This window comes from Colwellia sp. 20A7 (assembly GCF_009832865.1).
Taxonomy (GTDB): Bacteria; Pseudomonadota; Gammaproteobacteria; order Enterobacterales; family Alteromonadaceae; genus Colwellia.
The window spans coordinates 3,461,715-3,479,467 of sequence record NZ_CP047130.1; the positions used below are offsets into that span (position 1 = coordinate 3,461,715).

Genomic DNA, 17,753 nt, shown 5'->3' on the forward strand with positions numbered 1-17,753 from the left:
GTATTAGTATTAGTATTTATGAGTTTAAATTGACTTTCTTGTAAACACTAAATCATTACCTTGAGTCAAATCACGACTGTATTGATATCCTGCTAAATCAAAGTCCTTTAGCTGCTCAACATCAGTGATTTGGTTTTGAATAATATAACGAGCCATTAAACCTCGCGCCCTTTTCGCATAAAAACTAATAATTTTATATTGGTCATTCTTCCAGTCTTTAAACTGTGGAGTGATGATCTTTGCATTCAATAACTTTTTATTAACGACTTTAAAATATTCATTAGAAGCTAAATTAATTAAAATATCGCTTTGTTGCTCGGCTAATACTTCATTTAATTGCTCTGTGATTATATTTCCCCAAAACTGATACAAGTTACTACCACGACAGTTATCAAGTTTGGTTCCCATCTCTAATCTATATGCTTGCATTAAATCTAACGGTTTTAATAAACCGTATAGACCCGATAGAATACGCAAATGTTTTTGTGAAAAGTCAAAGTCAGCGTTATTAAATGAAGGAGCATCTAAACCACTATAGACATCGCCATTAAAAGCTAAGATAGCTTGACGTGCATTTTCGGTAGTAAATGGTTGGGACCATTCACCAAATCTTGCTGCGTTCAACCCTGCCAATTTATCACTTAACTTCATCAATGAGGCAATTTGATCTGAAGACAATTTAACACAACGTTCAATTAATAGTTCGCTATGCTCTAGTAAGTTTGGTTGACTGATTTTCGTTGTTGCTAAAGGCGATTCGAAATCTAGTTTTTTTGCAGGAGAAACAATAAGTAACATAACATTTCCGTTTCAATTATTTTATAAACATATTAAAGCAAACTATAACATAGCTTTAATTCAAGTAAGAAGTGGCATTTACACTAAATAATAGTATCAGTATTAAAATGAGTAACAATTAAAGTATTTGGTATGTAAAAGGGGTACATTAACCGAATTTATGTAGTAATATTTAATTATACAAATCCATTAATTAATTTTAGCAACCTATAGGTCGTATTCATGACAAACATATCTTCTCAACTTGAACAATTAAAGCAAATGACCACTGTCGTTGCCGATACCGGTGATATTGAAGCTATAGCTAAATTTCAGCCACAAGATGCTACTACAAACCCATCTTTATTATTAAAAGCTGCGGCATTACCATTGTATAAAAATTTATTGTCAGACTCTGTTACTTGGGCAAAAAAACAATCAAATGATAAGAGTCAGCAAGTTATCGATGCTGCAGATAGATTATCTGTGTTAATTGGGTTAGAAATTTTAAAAACAGTCCCTGGCCGTATTTCTACAGAAGTAGATGCGCGACTATCGTTTGATACAAACGCATCAATTGCCAAAGCTCATAAATTAATAGCCATGTATAATGAAGCAGGTATTAGTAATGATCGTATTCTAATTAAACTAGCGTCGACTTGGGAAGGAATTAAAGCAGCCGAGCAGCTTGAAAAAGAAGGCATTAATTGTAACTTAACGTTGCTCTTTAGCTTTGCACAAGCAAGAGCTTGTGCTGAAGCTGGTGTTTACCTTATATCTCCATTTGTGGGTCGTATTCTTGATTGGTTCAAAAAAGATACTGGTCGTACTGAATACCCTAGTGATGAAGATCCTGGTGTTATTTCTGTTACCGATATTTATAATTATTATAAGAGTAAAGGTTATAGCACCGTTGTTATGGGTGCTAGCTTTAGAAATATAGGTGAGATTTTAGCACTGGCTGGTTGTGATAGATTAACTATTAGCCCTCAATTAATGGATGAATTAGCTAATAGCAATACTCATATTGAACAGAAGCTAAGTAGCAAAAATATCGACAAGACCCTTTCAGCTGAAGCACCATTGACTGAACAAGAGTGGCGCTGGGAAATGAATGACGATGCGATGGCAACTGAAAAGTTGAGCGAAGGTATTCGCAATTTTGCTATTGATCAAATTAAGCTTGAAAAACAATTAGCGCAAATGCTATAAAAAACTAATGGTTTAAACCAACAAATACGACTATTTTAAACGCATATTTTTATTAAAAAATGTGCGTTTTTTATTTTAAGCACTGAAAAAGTATGATATTAAAAAGATGCAATTGATCTATGTTTTTAAAGAAAATCTATTAAGGGATACTTTTATGGATAATTTAAACCAAGTTTTAGCATCAGTTAGTCAACCTGCAAAAGGAAAAAGTGTAGCGACAAATAAAAGGAAGTGGCGTGAAATCGAACAATTAAGAGATAAATTTCAACTCGAAAAAGAATTACTAATATACGAGGGCTCTCTAGAGTATATGTTAGAGGAGTTTTAACCTAAGTTTCTATTAAAATTGTTGAATATAAAAACCTGACCTAGTCAGGTTTTTAATATTTAATTTCGCGACAAGTAGTTTCCTATCAAAATGATGATTGACAAAATTCAAACGAGCGTTTAACTTCTTAATAGTTTATTATTAAAAACGGCTAGTTACACTAATATGTCAAAAACACTTATTAACTTTGTTCACGCGAATGGTTTTCCTGCCGGCAGCTACCAAACACTATTTGATTACTTACCAGCACAATATCAGATCGTATCACATGAGAAATATGGCCATGATGAACGATACCCTGTTGAAAACAACTGGCAACCCCTAGTGGATGAACTTATTAACTTTGTTAAGCAGCAACTAGTCATACATAATCAAGAACAGGTGTTCAATGTAGGCCACTCATTTGGAGGAGTAATTGCTTTTATTGCCGCTTGCCAACAACCGGCATTATTCAAAGGTCTCATTATGTTAGATCCACCTGTAATAACTGGCGCTACTGCCTTTGGAATGAAACTTGTTAAGAACACTCGATTTATTGATAAATATAGTCCTTCGGGCAAATCAAAAATAAGAAGAACACATTGGCCGTTAGGCACCGATGTTGCAAAGTTGTTCTCGAGTAAAAGGTTATTTAAAAATTTTGATGAACGCTGTTTAAACGATTATGTAAAACATGGCATTGTTGAGAGAAATGATCAATTAGAATTAGCTTTTTCGGCACAAGTAGAAACTGATATTTTCAGAAATTTGGCAGACAACTTATCAAGCTATAAAGATAAGCTGAAAATACCCGCAACATTACTATATGCGGAGCAAACAGATGTATGTCCTCATCTATTTTTTAAGAAGTTTGCTAAATTAAATAAAAGTATTAATGTAACCACAACCCCAGGGAGCCATATGTTCCCCTTAGAGCAGCCTGAAAACACCGCAAAGCTAATAACAAGTATTATAGAGAACTCATAAAGTAGAATAGTTTAATAAAGCAATTAACATATCAAAAAATTGACACTAGTAATTCAACCCTATTGCAGAAAGTTATTTTATTTAAAATAACTTTTCCATCAAAAAAAATAACTTTTTTTATTATTTCATTTCAATGCTTTAAAATAAAACAACTTCAAATTCACGTGTCAAAAATTCAGTTGGCATAACATTTGCCTTTACATAGTTATAAAGATTATTTTGCTATGAAGGTTTGTTATGTACTATTTAAGTATACCCTATTTTAATTTACGCACTATTAAAAGTAGCGTCAGTGTAATGTTCTGCTTATTTCTATTTGCTTGTAGCACGACAGAAAGTATAAACAATAGTAGCTTTGTAGATAAACGTTATGACAATAGCCGAATGAATAAACACTTTTCTCATACTCAATTTACACCTATCAATAAAAGTACAATCAAAAAAGCAATGAGTTCAGATCACGAGTTGATGATGTCAGTTTTGAATAGACCAATTACAGCAGACCAAGCAATGATATTAGCCTTAAAACAAGAAAGAGCTAATTATGGTCCATATTTTTCTAATTATACCGTTAGAATAAGAGGTGATAGAAATTCAGATACAACGAATGTTAGAACTGAAAATATATATACTCAACTTATATCACAAGATATCAATGCTATTGATATTAGTGCGCCTAACTAAATCTACAACTGATCACAATTTTGGCATCCAGTAAAATCAATTAAACAATCTTTAATGTACACAATAATATCAAGGGTTTTTAACTTATATCTCCTGACCAATCGAGTATATTAAAAATGTACTGCCATTGCTCATCAAATGCCGCATCAATGCTTACTTGTTCACGCGTAATAGGATGAATAAAACTTAATGATTTGGCGATAAGCATTAAACGCTTAAAACCAAAGTGATCAATAAAAAATGGATTTTGTTTATTATCTCCATAATTTATGTCTCCAATTATTGGATGACGTAAATGTGCAAGGTGACGCCTAATTTGATGTCTTCGCCCAGTAATAGGCATTAGCTTCACTAGAGAATACCGAACACTATCAAACTTCCCTAATGAAATAGGTAAGCTTGCTTTTTTTATTACACGATAATTAGTTTTTGCCAATTGAGCTGGTTTGTCACGACTGACATTTTTGTCACCAAGTTTATCAAGTTTTTCCTTGAGTGCATGATCTATCAAGATATCATGGTCTGTCATTAGTAAATGCCCACGTACTAAAGCAAAATAAGTTTTTGTTAACTCTGTATTCGTATACGCTTCTTCTTGCTCATTTATATCAGTGCTCATCTCATTTGATTTATTAGCAAAAGCTGTATTCATTTTTTGCGCAACCTCTTTTGTTAAAGCAAATAACAAAACACCTGATGTTGGCCTATCTAACCTGTGTACAGGATAAACGTACTTACCTATTTGATCTCGAACTAACTGTAAAGCAAAATAGATTTCATTTTTGTCCATAAAACTACGATGAACAAATAAGCCTGCTGGTTTATCAACAGCAACGAGGTATTCATCTTGGTAGAGAATAGTTAATATAGGTTTTTCATCGTTTATTTCAGAAACTGGATTATTAAGTTGGAAAGACATAGTCACATTTAAAATTTTGCTAGATAACTCCATTATCTCTATAATGGCGAGCAGACTCAATCCTTCTTTACTTTGGTTTACTAATTCTCCTTATGAATACTATAGACACTATTTCACAGCTTTTGCATTCATCAAACTCTCAATTTCGTCTTTATGATATTGGCCGAAAAATAGAAAAAATCTCAAAAGAACAATTTGAAAAAATTGAACGTAATCAAATACCATACCCAACACCTTCTCAAGGTCACGCATGTATTGCCATTGCTTTCTGGCAAAAGAAATCACCTCAGCCTTTTTTATGGTTATTAAAATTCCCTCTTGATGAACGTGGATTACTGAATCAAGGAGCTAGAAATCACTTTATTGCAATAATCATTGAAGCACTTGGTAGTGATCTAATGCAAGATGCAAATGAAAAACAAGAAGAGTTACTAAAGAGTAACCCTTACCTTTTCACACCTGCACAGTACAAGTTAGCCACATTAAACAGTAAAATTAACTTTGAACTAAAGCAGAAACCTAGTGAATATTTATCACCATTTTTAACATATCTTTCTGATGAAGGTGACTGGGATAATTGGCAGATAGTTGGCGTACAGGGTATTACTGACTTTTCAGTTCGCATCAAAGAGAAAGAAAACAGTAGAAAATTAATTAATGCGCTACCTCACCTTCCTAATGAAGTATTGTTTCCGCTATGTGGTGCATTAGAGAATGAAGATTTACCTGTAGAATTAATTGATACTTTACTAGATTTACTAGAAAAAAACCTGGAGTTAATGAGGGGACATAACGAAAATAATGATAACCTTCTTCAAACCCAACAATATTTACTTCGTAGTTTAGCTAGTAATTGTCATCATATTCACGTTGAAAAATTTATTAACACACTGCTAGCACAAGATAATATCGCTGCTGAGTTATTAATTACACTTTCTGGTCGATGTTGGACTGCGCTTAGTGGCCCTAAAAAATTAATTGCATATTTTGAGCATCTCATCGCGTGTGAAGATCAGGCTCTATTTAATAGTATATTTAAAGACTTGGTAGCAATACCATCAATTCGCCCAATAGTTTTTGAGTGTATGCGCTCACCTAATCGAAGCAATGCTCTATCGCAGGCTATTGGCCAACTATTTAACTAAAGCCTTTTGTTAGGCTTTACTATTCAAGGTATATCTACACACTATGGAAAATATTTACTATTTATTAGTTGTCTGTTTGGTTTTTTGGTATTTTATTTACTTGAGAAAAGTATCTGAAGCGGCGCTTATTCATGCAAATCGATATTGTGAACAAAGCCAGTTACAATTTATTGCTATTGCAAGACGTTCAAGCCGGTTAACATTCAACAAGAAACATGGTCTTGTGTGGTTCAGCTTGTTTGATATAGAGTTTAGCGGCGACGGAGAGTCCAGTAATCATGCTACATTGAGTTTATATGGATTAAAATTGGATAATGTTGATGTTCCTCCTTATCGAGTTTAATAAAATTAATAATTTTCAATGCCAGATTTAATTATATAGGAAGTTATAGTGCAGTTTTTAAAGTCACTTTTTTGTTTACACGGTTTTGATAATAGAACACGTTTTTTTGCGATATCTAGTGGAGTTTATGTTTTATTTAGCATGCTAGCTTCAGCTTTAACCAATAGTATCTTTATCTCTTTAATGCTTTTGGTAGTTTTTTCGATAATACTTGGGTTAACAAGCTTACGTCGCTTACATGATGCGAAGTTCAATAAAAAATGGTTCTTTGCACCAAGCTTAACTTTTACCTTAACAGGTATTATTATTATTTTATCAGAGCAAAGTAGTAGTTATTATTTACTCATTATTCCTACGCTTTGCACTGCGATTTTGCTAACTTACCAAAGCCATACCAAAAAAAAATATATCCTAGGTTATTATGGCCCTGTTGATATGAGCGAATATCAGCAAGATAATAACCAGAGTAAACAATCACAATATCGTATTGAACCTACGCTGGTTAGTAAGAATACAACCAATTATTATTACTCGGAAGATGATGATATTCAGACTTTCAATCAGACAAGTAAAACTGAAAATAATGATCATTCACAAAACCAGAATAGATCTGACAAAGAAACAGATATTGGTGAGTTGATTCGATTAAATCTATTGAATAATAGAAAAGCGCAATTAATTATTGTGGCTGTAATTGGAATAACATTAATTGGTGTTACTACCTCATGGCTAATAAATTACTTAGACTCTTCAGATGACGCCGTAATAAAAGAAGATGATAATAAGCCAAAAAACAGTACTTTTTCTTCTATTTTAAGAAATCATCCTCTCCCTATGCCGGATAATTATACGTTATATTTATCAGACCACTCAGGAATTAGCATCAATTGGCAAGCTGATGAGGTTGAAACATCGCTTTTATGGTCGCAACAAACTGCCCAAGGTGACACAAGCTGTAAAGAAATTAGTTTTAATAAAGGGACACCAATACGAACCTTGTCGGTTCAAGTGGAAAAAAGTGATGGTATTAATACTAGCTATTTTGCTAATTTCTCCCCTCTTGATAGTCAAGAGCTTATTCAAGCTTTAGCATTTCGTGGTGATTTTACTTTATGTGGTTATAATTTTTCTTTGAAAGGTAGTCAAGCTGCATTAGCAACAAATAAACAGTATGCCCAATGGGTTGAATACTAAAGCTAATACAATATAAAAGTATCTTATTAGGTCGATTTTTTGATTACTTATAGCGCTTGATTAAAACTGAAAGCCTATTCCTTTATCAAATAGTTGTTCATAGATACTTTTTATTGCGATAGCATTATCAGTTAATGAATCATCTAATTTACTGCGTTTTTCAAATCCTAAATCACTAATTTGATAATAATAATCTGCATGTAAACCACTTACTTCAAGACATGCTTTAGTGCAAGATAAGTCACAACCATCAATAGCAATAATTGGCCGTCCAGAATTGGCCAACGCCATAATGGGGATAACTTTCCCTGCCACACCTGAAACACACGACATTTCAGCGATACCATCATCATCAAGATTTAATGATATATTATGAGCCATTTCAGCTAAATTAGAACAACCAGAGCAGGCATATACTATAGGTTTACCCTGTTTAGTAATTTTGCTATTTTTTATATTATCTGACACGGAACTAATCTCCTTGCTTAGAAATGATAGCGGCTATTATATGATTGGTCTATACATCATATAAAACGTAACTTCCTGATTCTAACAAGGCCAAAAAAGTTGGTTTTGATTTATATCAACCTTTAGACCAATCAATTAAGAATTAATCTATTTAACCTGATTTTGGCAAAGATAATTTTGATTAATTGGAATACGGAATAATATTATTACAACGGATGTTCTAGTTTGAGAGCTTTCTTTGGTTCAAGATAAATTAAACACTTAAGTAAGGAAGAAAAACGTTACTATGCAGATAAACGTACGAACCGAACGTTCTCCGTAAGTAGCCTTTTTTTGATGAGGCTTTCTTCATTGTTATTAATATTTGTATTTATACCAAATTGACTAAGTTATTGCTCAGTCAATTAAGAACAGAAGGTATAAGTAGGCATTAGAACAAGCCTTAAAGCATTTATTAAGCTTAACCACTTTACTTATACCTGAATGAGTACTTAAAAGCTTAGAGCTTAGTTACAAGCTTTTATTAAAGCTCTAACTTATTATTCTCAAAATATCATCTTGCGTCATAGATCTAATCTTAATCAATGAGATCTATGAAAAAATGTTTACTTTTTAGGTTACTTATAAATATCTTCTGGTTTTAGCTTTAGAACCTGGCGAGATGACTTCTCTGAATTACCTTTACTATTAGGGTTTTCATATATAGCACTAGCATTCGGTCTTGCGCCATCAACCCATGTCTCATTGCTTTTATCTTTAGCTTTAAGGTTATTACTTGAGGTATTGTTATTTTGTGGTCTTCCCTTTTGAGGTTTATTAGCTGAAGAGGTATTGTTATTTTGTGGTCTGCCCTTTTGAGGCTTATTACCTGAAGAGGTATTATTATCTGGATTATGCTTTTCAATTTTTCCAGTTCTAGCAACATGATGTTTTTTATCAATTGCTTGTAATAAATTACGTAAAACTTGATCTTTACATTCTCTATAATGTTGATGATCTGTTCTTCTTGAAAAAGCACTTAATTCAGGTTTGTTTAGACGAAAATCAACACTTGCTAGTAATTCAATTAATTCTTCAGCTTTCAAATTAAGCGCAATTTTTAATTTAGTAAGTACAACATTATTAGTTAAACGTTTTTCAGGGGTTGCCGGAGGCCCTTCTTTTTTACCACGTTTTTCATTGATAAAACCATTTAAAAATGAAGCTAACTCTACATCTTGGCAGCTTACAAAGTCTGCATCATTATCTTTTTTTAACCATTGACTAACTTGCTCTCTTGTAACGATCAGCCCTGCTGATGAAAAAATCGCAATCATCTGTTTATCATTATAATTAAAGGTGTAGCGTAAGCGACGTAGAACATCATTATTGTTCAAAGCATTTCCTAATAAAAAAGTGTGAATACACGGTACGAGATAAATCTATTTTAGCAGTTTTTACTGTTTATTAAAATCTAGATCTATTAGTAGTTAAACTAAAAAATATACCTATTAAAATAAACCAAATAATAGTCATAAAAAAACCAGTACCCTTTTAAAAGAGTACTGGTTTTTTTGACTAAAAAGTTAAAATGTTTTTAATTAAATTGAAACATTTTTACGTCTAGCCGTATCAGTAATAAAGCCTTTCCAACCGTTAGCCGCTTTACGCGATTTAGGGTCTTTTATTGCTTTATTTATAGCGACATAAGCTTGCTTATATTTTTCAAGATAAAAATATGATTCAGCTATACTCATGTATAAACGCCCTTCATTTTTAGCACCTAACTCTATTGCTTTATTTAAAGCCGGAATTGCTTTAGCGAATTGTTCATCCTGCTTCAACAACATACCTTGCTTACTATAATGCCTTGCGTCACCAGTCATCTTAGCTAACTCACCATAATATTTGGCGGCAGTACTAACATGTTGTGCAGCATGCCAAGCGTTAGCTAAAGTTGAAATGTTCTTATCATCTCTTTTAACTAATCCTGAAGCAATATGCTTTTCTAATAATAGAGCAGCTTTATAAGGTGATTCATTAGAAGAGTATAAACTTGCTAATGTTTTAATCTGAGATTCTTTATCAAGAAACCCCTGCTTATAAGCTAGATCAAGTGTTTGTAATGCTTTAGGGTAATCTTCAATAAGTAAATAAAACATTGGTAATTGTGTCCACCAAGTTTTATTTTCAGGGAAGATTAGAATAACCGTTTCCAATACCTTAATTGCTTCTTTATATTTTTTACGTTCATAATAAGAAGTTAATTTCAATATATAAGGATTTTGGTTAGGTTTATTAGCAAAAGCGGCTATCGCATTATCAGCAGGAACAATCATTTTATCTAATTGTTTAAGCTCATAATTTGCTTGGGCGATTTTAACCCAAGTGTCACCATCATTTTTACCAGTAAAATCCATCCAAGTATAATAGTTACTCAATGCACCTTTATAGTCTTTGGTTTGCATTTGCAAATCACCCAATAACTTTAAAGCTTCACCATGATCACCTTCGTTTAAAATATCAGGCGCTATAGCTATCTTAAGGTATTTTATTGCATCTTCTTCATGATCGCCTTTAGTAGCGTACATAACAGCAATAAAACGAGATACATAAGCTTTATCATAATCTTGCTTAGCTTCTATCTCTTTCAAGATAACTAAAGCACCATCAATATCATCGGCTGTATAAGCCTCAAAAGCTTTTTGTACCTTTTTACCAACAGATTGACCAACAAGCTGCGTAGGACGTTTCTTTTTCTCTTCTTGAGCAGCTGCGGCATTAGCATTTTCAGCAAATGGCACTTGTACAATCAATAAAGAAGCAATAACAACTAGAGAAGTTGATACCTTCTTAAAAGACATACTTTCAAGGGTAAATTGTTTCGACATAATTAACTCCCTCCGTCCATTTTAAAGTCTAATTGAACAGTTAAACCTTCTTGTCTTAATGGTTTACCATCAACAACTTTTGGCTTGTACTTCCACTTTCTAAGTGCACGTTTAGCTTCCCTGTCAAATACACGCTTAGGTTCAGCTTCAATCACTGTAACATCTTCAACACCACCAATTTCATTGATAGTAAATGAAAGTTTAACCCAACCTTCTTTACCATCACGAGCTGCTTGAATAGGGTATTTAGGCTCTATTCGTACAATTGGTGTTGCATCACCGTCACGGCCAAAACCTGCACCTGGTGCAGACAAACCTGTTGATGCGCCAGATAATTGTAGTCCTGGCATATTAAACTGCAAACCACCGGTGTCGTTACTTGCTTCAGGCTCAGGAGTCTGTTGCTTTGGCGGCGCCTTAGGTGGAGGCGGCGGTGGAGGCGGAACACGGCGACGTGTTTCTGCTGAAGACTCTGGCGGCGTAGTATTAACTTCTACAATTATACTCTCTTTTGCCTCATCTTTGCTTCTATCACCGCTAGAAACAAGGAAAGCCATAAAAGCAAATAGACCAAAGGTAACTACAGCGCCTAGTAGTATTGATACTAAAAAGCGTCCCATTCTCTACCCCTTCGCTGCAGCAATAGAGATTCTAAGACCACTTCCTGCTTCTTTAATTGCATCCATCACTTTAACAACAACACCATGTTTAGCGTCTTTATCAGCTTGGATAATAATTACATCGGTTGGTTGCTCAGCAAGTAATTTTTCAATCCTTGCGCCAACACGTTCGATGTCAACACGGCCTTTATCTAACCAGATTTCACCGTTATCTTTAATTGCAATAAAGATGTTGGCATTTTTCTGTTTAGTTTGCTGTGCTGCTTTAGGTTTGTTTACTTCAATACCTGCTTCTTTAACAAAAGAAGTAGTTACAATGAAGAAGATCAGCATGATAAATACGATGTCGAGCATCGGTGTCATATCAATTACCGCTTCTTCGTCCTCACGAATTTTTTTACGTGCCATGAAAATATCTCTCTAGTGATGAGGTAAACTGTCAACCAGTTTAGCCTTTGCTAGTTTAACTTGAGCGTCTAGTCTTGAACTAAAAAACACACCAGATAATGCAGCTACCATACCGGCCATAGTCGGAATAGTTGCTTGCGATATACCTGCGGCCATTAATCGCGGATTACCTGTACCTTGTTGTGCCATTGTTTCAAACACGCCAATCATACCGGTTACAGTTCCTAACAAACCAATTAATGGGCACATTGCCACTAATGTTCTGATAGTTACCATGCGTTGTTCAAGCAGTTCGTTTGCTTCGGAAATCCAAGTCTCTCTAATACGATGTGCATACCAAGACGTTGTGTCTGAGCGTGCATCCCAACGAGAAACGATATCGTTTTTCATTGCTGGGTAGACTGCTGATAAGAACCAATAGCGCTCTATCATCATAATCCACATCAATAAGAGTGCAAAGGCAACAACGTAAAGTACGTTACCGCCAGTTGCAATAAAACCCCTGACAGATTCCCAAAGCTCTATCAGGAATAACATTATTTAGACTCCTTCTCAGCAATCGCAGCAATTAAGCCTGCACTTTGCTCGTCTAGTTTTTGTAAAACGCTTTTCGCTTTACCTGCAACAATTGAGTGGATAAGAATAAGTGGCAATGCACAAATCAAACCTAATGCTGTTGTAACTAATGCTAGAGAGATGTTACCCGCCATAATTTTCGGGTCACCAGTACCAAACAATGTAATTGTTTGGAATGTCATAATCATACCGATTACTGTACCTAATAGACCCATTAGAGGAGCTATAGCAGCAAACATTTTGATTAGATTAACACCGCGATCAATCTTAGGTGTTTCACGTAAGATACCTTCATCAAGTTTAAGCTCTAATGTTTCAGCATCAACTGATTTGTTATCATGATAAATTTGAAGTAAACGACCTAATGGGTTGTTACTATTTGGTGTATCAAGGTTTTTCTCTTGAGATTTAATCTTAGAAGTAATGCTACTTAAAACGATAATACGTTCAAGGGCAATCAATAAACCAATAATTAAAAGAACCGTGATAGCGTAACCAACTTCTTTACCTTCATGGAAGAATTCTTCAAGTGTTTTCTTACGTGTTTCTAGTGATAAAATACCACCACGTGAAGGATCCACATATACACCAGCATAACCTGAAGATGTATTAAAGAAACCAGATGCTGCGTTAGCAATATAACCTGCAGGTTGTTTAGCTAATGGCTGAACTTGACCAACTTCATCATTATAAGTTAAGTAACCATTGTCAGATACTAGGTTAAACGTACCAATACGAGTAATAGTTTCTGTAGACTTAGAACCATCTAAGTTTGTTACTTCTGTAGTAAACTTAGATACTTTACCTGATTCAGTCATTTCAGTTTGTAAAGCAAACCATAACTCTTCAAGATCTTCTAAAGCAGGAATCTCTTTTGCGTTTGCGATACGGTTTAATGTCTCACCACGGCCAGGAAATTCTGCACTTACAATAGAAGTAGCGATTTGGCCGTAAGCACCAGCAGCCGCTGCACGAGAAACACCAAACATTTCACCTAATGTGCCTGTAGCATTATCAAGTTCAACTTCTTTTTGTGCTAAAGCAATTTCGTTGTCTGCATATTCTTTTGTTAAACGCGCATTACGAGCATTTTGATTTGCAAGCTCTTTAGTTGCTTTGTTTAAAAGTGCTTGTTTGTCTGCACGTGCTGAAGTGAATTCAGCTTCACGTTTTTTATCAAGTTTAGCTTCTGAAACACGCTCAGACTTAACTTGTTTTAGTAAATCATCTAACTGATTCGCTTGTGTTGTTGCAACTAAACCAGCTGACATTACTACTGCTAGCGTTACAAAATTAATAACTTTTCTCATTATTCTGCCCCTGCTGCAAATACTGGTAATTTAGCTAAATCCATTGGAAGTTGCTTACGCGCCATAGCGATAGCATCTTTAACAGGTTTTAAATATTCATCACCTAACTCTTCCCATGCACGACTTTGGTTATTCCATAACCAAGAACGTTTACCGTCTAGAGATTGTGCAACAAAAGCGATTCTGCCCATATGAACGAAATCAGCTGTTAAGGTAGTACCACCAAAATCCATTTCTGCTTGATAAGCATCAAAGATTGTGCCGTAACCTGCTTCAATTTCATATGCTTCAAGTACTAAGCGAAACTGCTCAGAAGTAGTAACATTTGAATTTGACATTACGTTATGTAAATTAGCAACACGTTCTTGGCGACGTTCAATGTTCATAGGAACATCTAGTTCGATATATTTTTCCAAGGTATCGATCATTTTGTACATCAATGGCACAACACCTTGTTTAATTTTATCAATACCATTAATTTGCTTTTGTAATGATGCAATGTTTGCTTTTTGATCATCAACCATACGTTGAACATGGTCGTTATAGCCACGTAAAACATCAGCTTCATCAACGGTATTACGGTATTCAGCAAGAAGCTCTTGCGTTTGTTCGTAAATAGTGTTGATTTTGGCTTGTGATTTAGCTGACTGCTTGAATATTGTAGCTTCAGCTTTTTGAAGATCTGTTAATGCATCAGCAGCAGCGATATTACTACCTGTTAATGCTAGTGCGCCTACCATTGCCGTAGCGATGAGGCTTTTCTTACTTACTTTGGACATAGTTCCCAACCAATTGCTATTTAAATTTTGATAACAAAGATTTTTGTTACCGCAAATATAAAAATCTGTCGTTTTATTATTTGTAACTTTTTTTTATACAACCTATCAATAATCCCAAATGACAAACAAACTGTCAAGGTGGTAGTTATAAAGTTATTTTATTTATTCGAGTAATAAATAAAAAATATCACAAAATCATCGTTAAATATCTGGATTAATAGATGCTTCAGATTCATATATGGTCTTTTTTGATTATTACTTGAGCAAAAAGGCCCAAAATAGGCACATTTATTTTTGCTATATATGTTTTACTAATTCATTCGTACTAAGTCAACTTTATTTACACTATTTGACTATTAAAAACACGTTACCCTTGGCCAAATTTTGTAATTAAACCTCTAAATGAGTCTTTTTTGTGTGTTATTTAAGCAAATAAGTATATATTTACCATGTTTGAATGTTTTAAAATTTCAGAGAAAATAGTAGTTCATTGAAATCAGGCTGCCATTGAAAATCTTTTAATTTAATTTTTCCGCCAATCACAACGATATCTTCATCTTGTAGCAGCTCCTTTTGTGTTAAAAAAAAAGGACTATTTATTGGAAAAGAAATTTTACCTTGTGAATTAATAACTCTATGCCAAGGCACTAACTTTCCTTGCCAACCACTGTTAGGTATTTGCCCTAACGATTTACCAACTAACCTGGCTCTTCCCGGTAACCCAGCAAGATCTGCGATTTGACCATAGCAAGCAACTTTTCCTGTGGGTATTAGCTGCACCGTTTGCCAAATTTGATCATAATGCGGTTTAATTAACTTGGTATTAGACATTTGCTTCGTTATTGTTGACAATAAAATGACCTATATACTCATATTCAAAGAATACGTTATCATATCAATATAAATAATTATTTCTACAGTACACACACAGTAAGGTTTTAGAACATTTATGAAAATTTGGGTCGATGCAGATGCCTGTCCAGTTGTAATAAAAGAGATACTATTTAAAGCCGCTGAACGAACAGGAATTGAAACCACACTAGTCGCTAATCATCATATTCGTATACCACCGTCACGTGTCATTAGTTTTATGCAAGTCAACTCAGGCTTTGATGTAGCTGATGATGAAATTGTAAAAAGAATAAATACAAGTGACTTAGTTATAACTTCCGATATACCGTTAGCTGACGAAGTAATTAGTAAATCAGCAATCGCTTTAAGCCCAAGAGGTGAGCTTTTTACTAAAGACAACATAAAGTCTAGGCTCAACATTCGTGATTTTATGGATACTATGCGAGCTAGTGGCGTACAAACGGGTGGCCCTCCCCCTTTAAGTCAGAGCGATAGACAGACGTTTGCCAATCATTTGGATAAAATATTAATGCGCCATCAAAAGTCACAATGAATATTACAACCTCTTAATAATAAGCATATTAAAGTGTCATATATATGATTTATGTACTACTTTTAAAATATATTAATGAGTTAAAATAAAACCAACAACAAGAACCAATGATATTTTATCTAGGAGCTTTAAAAATTAAATTATGTTAAAAACCATTTTTATTTCACTCATCATTAAACGTAATAATATTATTAGAAGAAATAATGCATAAATTCACTCCATGTTTAATATTTTCTCTGCTGCTTATTTTTTCTACCTTTATGAGTTATGGACAAGAGATTGCCATAAGTAGTTTACCCCATGAGATAAATAATTATAAAAAGTGGCTTGGAAATAAAAAATGTTCTGATATTCAAAGTTATCAAAATAATTATGCAACAAAAGCGTCAATACAAATAATGATCATTTGTAAGGCTCTTCATCTTGGAGGAATGACGGTAAAACTATCATTTAATTCAATACCAAACTACACAAGAGGCTTATACGAGGCGCACAAAGGGACAATATCAATACCTGGAGATTCAATTTGGCAGCCAGAAATATCTCCAACACACTTTTACATGGCTCCTCCTTTATTCCGGCAAGGAGAATTTCAAAAAGGTTTTTTTGCGCTACCAAAAAAACGCAAAGAAATCGAAGAAAGTATCAAGTTCAATATATTGAAAGGAATATCGCCATTAGAAACTCTAAGAGATCACATCCTTTTAACATCTAAAAATTGGACATTTGATCAAGCAGCAATAAAGGAACTAGGACTAACCTACCTATCAACTACAAAAACAGAACATATGTGTAACATGATTAAATATGGACGAGGTGATATGTATTTTGGTGAGTTAATCATGATTGGCAATAAAAAAATTATTTTTAACTGTAATGGTTTAATTTTAGAACCTATTAAAGGAATAAAAGTCGCATTTAAAGAGTCTCGGCACTTTGTCGTATCAAAAAATATCCCTAACAACAAAGAAATCTATAACGCTCTTCATAAAGGATTAAGTATATTACGAAAATCGGGTGAAATTGAAGACGCTTTTTATCCTTATCCCCACAATAAAGTCATCATTGATAGTTGGATAGATTTATTATCTCGTTCAACCGAGAATAAGCAGATAAAAATGGTTAATTTTCATAAATCATCACTCTTTTAATCTTGCATTTTATGGCGAACTTGGCTGGTACATTCGGCTAAAATAATAGCCCCGGCGGTAGAAACATTCAAAGAGTTACCCATACCAAACATTGAAATATGAATTTGGTGATGACTTAACTTTAACGCTGCTTCGCTAACACCTTTCCGTTCATTTCCCAACACTAATGCACAAGCAGATGGATAAAAAACATCTTTATAATCAACTGACTCATGGCATAGTTCTACACCAAAAATAGTGTAACCAGTATCAATTAACGTTTGTATGCTAGAGCTTGTATTATCGCTGTATTCAATAGATACCCATTTTGCTTCATTTCTAGAGGCTTTTCTTAATTTTTTATCTGAAATAGTTAGCTCACCGCAAACAATTATTTTTTCAATTGCAAAGGCATCAGCCAAACGAATAAATGAACCTATATTATAGCTATTAGTAACATTATCGAGTACCAGTACAACGGGTGTTTTAGGCTTATTTAAATATTCATCACGCGTAGGTTTCGTTTTTCTCAGATCTTCTTTACTAAGTTGTATTTCTAAGGACATACTACTGACTCTTATAATAGACTGAGGCGAATTTTAACTTATCTAGGCTATTT

The 17,753-nt window shown here is 33.9% G+C and carries 21 protein-coding genes; 9 read left to right on the forward strand and 12 right to left on the reverse strand.

Annotated features, from left to right (window positions below):
* Positions 1-24: 24 nt before the first annotated feature.
* Entirely contained in the window at positions 25-798 is a 774-nt protein-coding gene (yaaA, locus tag GQS55_RS14885) for a peroxide stress protein YaaA (protein ID WP_159821243.1), read from the reverse strand.
* Positions 799-1,029: 231 nt separating this feature from the next.
* Here yaaA and tal point away from each other — a divergent pair, with 231 nt between their 5' ends.
* The 4 genes from tal (at position 1,030) to GQS55_RS14905 (ending at position 3,967) form a co-directional block, all read left to right on the forward strand.
* Complete coding sequence (gene tal, locus GQS55_RS14890) at positions 1,030-1,989, forward strand: transaldolase (protein ID WP_159822885.1); 960 nt, start codon at positions 1,030-1,032, stop codon at positions 1,987-1,989.
* A 154-nt stretch (positions 1,990-2,143) separates the two neighbouring features.
* Positions 2,144-2,317 carry a DUF3545 family protein gene (locus GQS55_RS14895; RefSeq protein ID WP_159821244.1) on the forward strand — a complete coding sequence of 58 codons (174 nt, stop codon included), beginning with the start codon at positions 2,144-2,146 and terminating at the stop codon, positions 2,315-2,317.
* A gap of 165 nt (positions 2,318-2,482) precedes the next feature.
* Positions 2,483-3,283 (forward strand): alpha/beta fold hydrolase, encoded by an 801-nt coding sequence (locus GQS55_RS14900; RefSeq protein WP_159821245.1) that lies wholly within the window; start codon positions 2,483-2,485, stop codon positions 3,281-3,283.
* A 237-nt stretch (positions 3,284-3,520) separates the two neighbouring features.
* Entirely contained in the window at positions 3,521-3,967 is a 447-nt protein-coding gene (locus tag GQS55_RS14905; protein ID WP_159821246.1) for a hypothetical protein, read from the forward strand.
* Between the two features lie 79 nt (positions 3,968-4,046).
* Here the strand turns inward: GQS55_RS14905 and GQS55_RS14910 are convergent, their stop codons facing one another.
* Entirely contained in the window at positions 4,047-4,886 is an 840-nt protein-coding gene (locus tag GQS55_RS14910; RefSeq protein ID WP_159821247.1) for a pseudouridine synthase, read from the reverse strand.
* A gap of 92 nt (positions 4,887-4,978) precedes the next feature.
* On the opposite strand from GQS55_RS14910, the gene GQS55_RS14915 reads away from it, so the two are divergent.
* Genes GQS55_RS14915 through GQS55_RS14925 form a run of 3 tightly spaced genes read left to right on the forward strand, consistent with a single transcriptional unit; the run spans position 4,979 to position 7,568 of the window.
* Positions 4,979-6,031: a DUF3549 family protein gene (locus GQS55_RS14915; protein ID WP_159821248.1), complete on the forward strand. Its 1,053-nt coding sequence runs from the start codon at positions 4,979-4,981 to the stop codon at positions 6,029-6,031.
* 43 nt (positions 6,032-6,074) lie between these two features.
* Positions 6,075-6,374, forward strand: a complete 300-nt coding sequence (locus GQS55_RS14920; RefSeq protein ID WP_159821249.1) for a DUF3301 domain-containing protein — start codon at positions 6,075-6,077, stop codon at positions 6,372-6,374.
* A 48-nt stretch (positions 6,375-6,422) separates the two neighbouring features.
* Positions 6,423-7,568 carry a hypothetical protein gene (locus tag GQS55_RS14925; protein WP_159821250.1) on the forward strand — a complete coding sequence of 382 codons (1,146 nt, stop codon included), beginning with the start codon at positions 6,423-6,425 and terminating at the stop codon, positions 7,566-7,568.
* A 60-nt stretch (positions 7,569-7,628) separates the two neighbouring features.
* Here GQS55_RS14925 and GQS55_RS14930 read toward each other — a convergent pair whose 3' ends face one another.
* From GQS55_RS14930 to GQS55_RS14970, 9 genes are all read right to left on the reverse strand, one after another.
* Complete coding sequence (locus GQS55_RS14930) at positions 7,629-8,036, reverse strand: putative zinc-binding protein (RefSeq protein ID WP_159821251.1); 408 nt, start codon at positions 8,034-8,036, stop codon at positions 7,629-7,631.
* A gap of 617 nt (positions 8,037-8,653) precedes the next feature.
* Positions 8,654-9,412, reverse strand: a complete 759-nt coding sequence (locus GQS55_RS20225; protein WP_159821252.1) for a DUF1456 family protein — start codon at positions 9,410-9,412, stop codon at positions 8,654-8,656.
* Positions 9,413-9,616: 204 nt separating this feature from the next.
* Entirely contained in the window at positions 9,617-10,906 is a 1,290-nt protein-coding gene (locus GQS55_RS14940) for a hypothetical protein (protein WP_159821253.1), read from the reverse strand.
* 2 nt (positions 10,907-10,908) lie between these two features.
* Complete coding sequence (locus tag GQS55_RS14945) at positions 10,909-11,526, reverse strand: energy transducer TonB (RefSeq protein ID WP_159821254.1); 618 nt, start codon at positions 11,524-11,526, stop codon at positions 10,909-10,911.
* 3 nt (positions 11,527-11,529) lie between these two features.
* Positions 11,530-11,934: an ExbD/TolR family protein gene (locus GQS55_RS14950; protein WP_159821255.1), complete on the reverse strand. Its 405-nt coding sequence runs from the start codon at positions 11,932-11,934 to the stop codon at positions 11,530-11,532.
* Between the two features lie 12 nt (positions 11,935-11,946).
* Positions 11,947-12,471, reverse strand: a complete 525-nt coding sequence (locus GQS55_RS14955) for a MotA/TolQ/ExbB proton channel family protein (protein ID WP_159821256.1) — start codon at positions 12,469-12,471, stop codon at positions 11,947-11,949.
* Positions 12,471-13,820, reverse strand: coding sequence for a MotA/TolQ/ExbB proton channel family protein (locus GQS55_RS14960; protein ID WP_159821257.1), 1,350 nt, complete (start codon positions 13,818-13,820; stop codon positions 12,471-12,473). The genes GQS55_RS14955 and GQS55_RS14960 overlap by 1 nt, the downstream gene beginning before the upstream one ends.
* Positions 13,820-14,599, reverse strand: a complete 780-nt coding sequence (locus tag GQS55_RS14965) for a DUF3450 domain-containing protein (protein ID WP_159821258.1) — start codon at positions 14,597-14,599, stop codon at positions 13,820-13,822. The genes GQS55_RS14960 and GQS55_RS14965 overlap by 1 nt, the downstream gene beginning before the upstream one ends.
* Before the next feature lie 462 nt (positions 14,600-15,061).
* Positions 15,062-15,430 carry an MGMT family protein gene (locus tag GQS55_RS14970; RefSeq protein ID WP_159822887.1) on the reverse strand — a complete coding sequence of 123 codons (369 nt, stop codon included), beginning with the start codon at positions 15,428-15,430 and terminating at the stop codon, positions 15,062-15,064.
* A 118-nt stretch (positions 15,431-15,548) separates the two neighbouring features.
* On the opposite strand from GQS55_RS14970, the gene GQS55_RS14975 reads away from it, so the two are divergent.
* Positions 15,549-16,004: a YaiI/YqxD family protein gene (locus GQS55_RS14975; protein WP_159821259.1), complete on the forward strand. Its 456-nt coding sequence runs from the start codon at positions 15,549-15,551 to the stop codon at positions 16,002-16,004.
* Between the two features lie 203 nt (positions 16,005-16,207).
* Positions 16,208-17,155 (forward strand): hypothetical protein, encoded by a 948-nt coding sequence (locus tag GQS55_RS14980; protein ID WP_159821260.1) that lies wholly within the window; start codon positions 16,208-16,210, stop codon positions 17,153-17,155.
* Here the strand turns inward: GQS55_RS14980 and GQS55_RS14985 are convergent.
* On the reverse strand, positions 17,152-17,700 hold the full coding sequence (locus tag GQS55_RS14985; RefSeq protein ID WP_159821261.1) for a TrmH family RNA methyltransferase: 549 nt from the start codon (positions 17,698-17,700) through the stop codon (positions 17,152-17,154). The two genes, GQS55_RS14980 and GQS55_RS14985, sit on opposite strands and share 4 nt — an antisense overlap.
* Positions 17,701-17,753 lie beyond the last annotated feature (53 nt).